The 5,607-nt window shown below is 62.9% G+C and carries 4 protein-coding genes and 1 pseudogene; all 5 read right to left on the reverse strand.

From position 1 onward, the window contains the following. A pseudogene (locus KBY71_RS14690) lies at positions 1–345 on the reverse strand (hypothetical protein); the annotation flags it as partial. A gap of 3 nt (positions 346–348) precedes the next feature. After that, a complete protein-coding gene (locus KBY71_RS14695) occupies positions 349–621 on the reverse strand; it encodes a hypothetical protein (RefSeq protein ID WP_254929630.1) in 273 nt (90 codons plus the stop codon). Then, the gene (locus KBY71_RS14700) at positions 621–3,911 is read right to left on the reverse strand and encodes an efflux RND transporter permease subunit (protein ID WP_254929631.1); all 3,291 of its coding nucleotides are present in this window, start codon (positions 3,909–3,911) and stop codon (positions 621–623) included. Before KBY71_RS14700 ends, KBY71_RS14695 begins: the two co-directional genes overlap by 1 nt. Further along, on the reverse strand, positions 3,908–4,969 hold the full coding sequence (locus tag KBY71_RS14705) for an efflux RND transporter periplasmic adaptor subunit (RefSeq protein WP_254929632.1): 1,062 nt from the start codon (positions 4,967–4,969) through the stop codon (positions 3,908–3,910). The genes KBY71_RS14700 and KBY71_RS14705 overlap by 4 nt, the downstream gene beginning before the upstream one ends. Before the next feature lie 276 nt (positions 4,970–5,245). Then, the coding region (locus tag KBY71_RS14710; RefSeq protein ID WP_254929633.1) for a hypothetical protein at positions 5,246–5,607 on the reverse strand (362 nt) is incomplete at its 5' end.

The following is a 5,607-nucleotide window of genomic DNA, read 5'->3' on the forward strand; positions in this document are numbered from 1 at the left end:
CAAGACCAGCTGCTCGAGGAAGAACCCAAAGAACACCAGACAGCCCAGCAGCGTGGCGCCATAGCCCAGCAGCATGGCCCAGCTGGCCACCGCGCCTGTGCGCGGGCCCAACCCAGCGCTCACATAGCCAGCAATGCCGTTGGGGCTGCCGGGCAGCTGGCGAAACAGCACCAGGGTCTCGCCCACCAGCAGCACCACCACAAGGGCTAGGACATAACTGATCCAGGTGGCGGAGCCGGCAGTGCGCATCGCCTCGGGGATGTTGAACACCGCCGTGAGCGTGAGCCCCACCGTGCCGATGGCCTGGGCCGTCACCGCCACAGGGCCCAAACAGCGTCGCAGCAAAGCTCAGCCCTCCGAATCGCTGGCCCGGGAGATGCCTGCCAGCTGGCGCATCGTTTCACCCCAGGCGCCGCAACCAGCCGCAACCAGCACCACCACCAGGGCCCGCTCCAGCGAAGGTTGGGCCAGGGCATTACCGGCATGGGCGGCGGCGCGGCGCCCCAGCACGAGCAGCAGCGCCGCCAGAGCCGCCAACACCACGGCGGCCAGCAGCACCCGACGTCGATCCACCTGACTCTGGCGCGGCGGCTGGTATCCGGGTGGATGGGGCAGGGGCATCAGGAAGCGGGGATGGAGGGATTGCTGGCACCGGCCGGGAACCAGCTTGCCTCCAGCCGTTTCATAAACACATCGAAGGCCGGCACCACGAACAGGCTCATCACCGTTGCCACCAGCAGCCCACCGAAGATCACCGAGCCGATCGAGCGCTGGCTCATGGCGCCAGCACCGCTTGCCACCACCAGCGGGAAGAAGCCGGAAAGAGCAGCTGAGGCAGTCATCAGAATCGGCCGCAGGCGCGACTGGGCCGCCCCCGTCGCCGCCTCCACGTCCGACAGGCCCGCCTCCATGCGCTGGTTGGCCAGGTCGACGATCAGGATTCCGTTCTTGGCCGCCAGGCCGATCAAGGTCACCAGACCCACCTGGGCGTAGACATTGTTCACCTGCTTGTTGAGCACCAGGAACAGCAGTGCCCCCAGGATTGCCAGCGGCACCGTCATCAGGATCACCAGCGGATCGATGTAGCTGCCGTACTGGGCCGAGAGCACTAGATAGACCACCACCAGGCCCAGGGCGAATACCAACGCCGCCAGCGAACCGGCCGCCACTTCCGAGCGGCTCAGGGCCGACCAGTCCATGCCGATGTTGGTGAAGTTCAGTCGTTGGAAGGTGGCCGTGAGCGCATCGATGGCCTGGCCGGTGCTCTTGCCGATCGCCTCGAAGCCCTGGATCAGCACCGTGCGGTTGAGATCAAAGTGGCTGATGATGGGCGGAGCACTGTCGAGCCGCACCGTCACCAGATTGGCGAGGGGAATCTGGGCGCCACCGGCTGCGGGAACGTAGAGATTCTTCAGGCTGTCGATGGTTTCGCGCCTGCTGCCCTCGGCCTGCACATACACCTGGCGGTACTGACCGTTCTCGTAGGTCTGATTCACGAACGCCCCACCGTTAACCGCCCCTAGGACCTTCATCGCCGTGCCGAAATCCACCTGCAGCGAGGCCATACGGTCGCGGTCGGGCTCGATTCGCCACACCGGGGCATCGCTGACGAACTGGGTGTAGAGGTTGTAGAAAAAGCCGGTGGCCTTGGCTTTGTCGATCAATTGATTGGCCATCCCCAGCAGATCTGTGGGGCTGTAGCCACCATTGCTGAGGTCGTTGAACTGGAACGACAGGCCGCCCTGGGCACTGAAGCCCGGCACCGCAGCTGGCTGCTGTGCCATGACCTTGGCGCCCTCAATGGTCTGGAACTGCTTGTTGAGCCGCTGCACCACCGCCCGGGCTGATTGATCAGCAGAGCTGCGCTCCTCGATCGGCTTCAGCCCGAAGAAGAACAGGCCCTGATTGAGAGCACCGCCGTTGAAGCCGGCGCCGCCGATCAACTCGCCGCTCACGATCTCCGGTTCCTTGGCCAGGATCTGGCGGGCCTGATCGGCCACCTTCATCGTCTGCTCCAGCGAAGCCTGGGGTGGCAGCTGGATGATGCCCAGGCCGTAGCCCTGATCTTCGGTGGGCACGAAGCCCGACGGGATCGCGATGAACGCCAGGCCGGTGAGCACCACACCCCCCAGCACCGCGCTCACCAGCAGACGACGACCATGGATGGCGCGCTCCAGCAGCCGCCCATAGGCGGATGCCATGCGGTCGAACTGGCTGTTGAAGCCCGTGAAGATCGGCTTGAGATAGGTGCCCACCACGGCGCCGAGGGCGCCGAACAACAGCAGCCACAGCCAGCCGCCAAAGAGGTAGCCATAGCCGGCACCCAAGGCTCCGCCGATCAGCGTCCAGGCGCGGCCGCTGGGATCGGTCTTGCCGCCCCCCAGTAGGAGGGCCGATTGCAGCGGCTTGCCGCTGATCGCATTGAAGGTGCTCACCAAGATCGAGAACACGATCGTGAGGGCGAACTGGCGGTAGATCACGCCCGTGGCACCGGGGAAGAACGTGACGGGGATGAACACCGCCAGCAGCACCAGCGCAGTGGCCAAAATCGCGCCCGTCAACTCCTTCATCGCATTGGAGGCCGCCGCAAAAGGTTTGTCGCCTGCTTCGATCCGGGCCGACACCGCCTCCACCACCACGATCGCGTCGTCCACCACCAGGCCGGTGGCCAGGATCACCCCCAGCAGCGTGAGTTCGTTAATCGAGAAGCCAAACGCCTTCACGAAAACCATCGCCCCAAGCAAGGCGATCGGCAGCGCCAGGGCCGGCACCATCGTTGCCTTCCAGTCCTGCAGGAACAGGAAAATGATCAGCAGCACCAACACCACCGCATCGCGAAGCGCATCGAGCGCCCCGAAGATCGAGGCGTTGATGAAGTCGGTCTGATCAAACACCTTCTCTAGCTTCACCCCCGGCGGCAGGGTGGTGCGGAATTGCGTCAGCACCTTGTCCACCGCTTCAGCGGTGGTGATTGCATTGCTGCCCGGCAGCTGGATCACGCCGAAACCCACGCAGGGATAGCCGGAGATGCCATTGATCGCTGCCTGATTGAAGTTCTGAAAGGCGTATTCGGCCCGGCCCACATCGCGCAGACGGATCAGGCTGCCGTCGGGGCCGCTATCGCTGAGGCTGCCGGTTGAGCCGCGGGTGAGCACCAGATTTTCAAACTGCTCCACGGTGCGCAGGTTGCCCTGCACCAGCACCGGCAGATTGGTGGGGTTGTTGGCCGAAGCCGGCGGACCACCGATGCTGCCACCAACCACGATCTGGTTTTGGGAGCGCAGGGCGTTCTCCACATCCAGAATCGTGAGGTTGAAACGGCTGAGCTTGGCCGGATCTACCCAGAGCTTGTAAGCCGGATCGCTGGCGCCGAACACGGTCACCTGGCCCACACCCTCGGAGCGGCTGAGCGGATAGGCAAGGTTGAGCTGATAAAGGCCGTTGAGATATTCGCGGCTGAACTGCCCTTCCGTGGAGGTGAGGTTGTACACCAGCAGATAGCTGGTGGCGGTCTGCTGCACCGTCACGCCCTGGTTGTTGACCTGCTCAGGCAGCTGGGCCGAGGCGGTCTGCACCCGGTTCAGCACATTCACCTGATCAATATCGGCATCGGTGCCGGCCTTGAACACCACATTGATCTGGCTGACGCCCTGGCTGGTGCTGTTGGAGCTGATGTAATCCATCCCCGGCGCGCCGTTGATCTGCTCCTCGAGCGGGCCGGTTACGGCACTTTCCACAGTGAGCGCATCGGCCCCGGGCAGGTTGGCCGTCACCTGGATTGTGGGCGGCGCGATGTTCGGCAGGTTCTCGATCGGCAGGAGCGGCAGCGCGATCACCCCGGCCATCAGGATCAGAATGCTGCACACGGTGCTGAGCACCGGCCGGCGAATGAAGGTGTCAGAAAGGCTCATTTCCGGGGAATCACCATGCCGCTGCGCAGCTGGGCCCGGTTGCCGATCACCACGGCATCGCGGGCGCCCAGCCCCTTGAGCACGGCAAAGCGGCCGCCCTGCAGGCTGCCGAGGGTCACCGGCGTCTGCACCGCAACCAGGGCACCGGCCGGTGGCGTGGGGGTGATCGGGGAGCCGATCAGGCGCTGGGCTTCCGCAGGCGACACCGCCCGAAACACGAAGGTCTGCCCGGCCTGCAGCAGCACCGCCGCCTGGGGAAGCGCCAGCGTCTCGGTCGACCCGAAGCGCAGGCTGGCCTGCACGCGCTGCTGATCCCGCAGGGCGCCATCGGCGTTGTTGAAGGTGGCCTTCACCAGCAGCGTCTGGGTACGCCGATCGAGCGAGGGGGCGATGAACGTCACCTGGCCCATCGCCTTGAGGGCCGACTTGTCGGGCGCCTGCAGCTCCACCGGCATGCCCAGGCGCACGCGGTAGGCCTGCTCGCCTGGAACATCGAGCCGCACCCAGAGGCTGCGGTTATCCACGATGGAGGTGATCATCTCGCCGCGGCGCACCACGGCGCCCAGCTTGTGCTGGATGTCGCCCACCATGCCGGCGATCGGCGCGGTCACGTCCTTGTAAGCGAGGGTGGCCGCGCTTGCCTTGAGCTGCTCGGCGCTGGTGATCGCGGCTGTCACCTTGGCATCGCGCTGCTTGGTGGAAGCGGCGCCCTGCTGGTTCAAAAAGATGTAGCGCTCCGCCTCGAGGCGATCCTCCCGGGCCTGCGCTGCGGCAGCAGCCACGCTGGCCTGCTGTTGCAGCTGATCCAGCCGTAACAGGGGTTCCCCCGGGCGCACCAGTTGGCCTTCACGCATCGGCATGGCCACGATGCGCCCATCGATCTCCGCAGCCAGCGGCACGTTGACGATCGATTCGAGCGTGCTCTGGTATGTGGCCTGATCAGTGAAGGTCTGCCGTGTCGGGTTGATCAGTGAAAACGTGGGCGGCGGTGGGGGCTGCGGTGGCTTGACGCAGCCGGCGAGGCCCGTCAGCAGAGCTCCGCTGCCAACAAAAAACATTAGGGGGAGGGTGCGCCAGGAGCGCGTCAATGGACGCACATGAAAAAACCACTCAAGAAATTAACCTAATGAAGCTGATGGCGGGAGTCAAGCAGATCAAGAAATTTGCCAACCGGTAGAGACATTTCACACGAAGCAGAACAGATTGATGGGAAGAGTCGAGTTTACTAATTGAAACGGATTGCCATTGACCGCGAACGGACTGGCGGGGCTGCGCCGAAGCCATACCACCACAAAACAGGAGATGATATCAAGGCAAGAGCATGAAAACCATATTTATGTTTTGCGTTCAACTTCCACAATGATATCAACTTCTTTTTTTGCGCTAGACAACTCATTCTCAACAACAAGCTTTACTTCGGAATCAACTTCGGCAACGATCTTTTTCCGGACGTCTTGTTCAATAAGCTCAAGCTGCTCCTTGAAAAGTTTCCTGGCTAATTCCTCAAATCCCTCGGACTTCAGGTAGTTCGCCGCAAGGGTACTTGAGGAGGCGTGAATTGTGCTCCAATCAGTCATTCTATCCGCAGCGCCTTTGACTATCATTTTACCTTTTTTATTGAGCTCATACCGACCCGCTTTGACTTCATGACTAACTCCAGCATCTTTTAGAAATCGACAAAATTGCCTATCCTCAT

This window comes from Cyanobium sp. T1B-Tous, assembly GCF_024345475.1.
Lineage (GTDB): Bacteria > Cyanobacteriota > Cyanobacteriia > PCC-6307 > Cyanobiaceae > Cyanobium_A.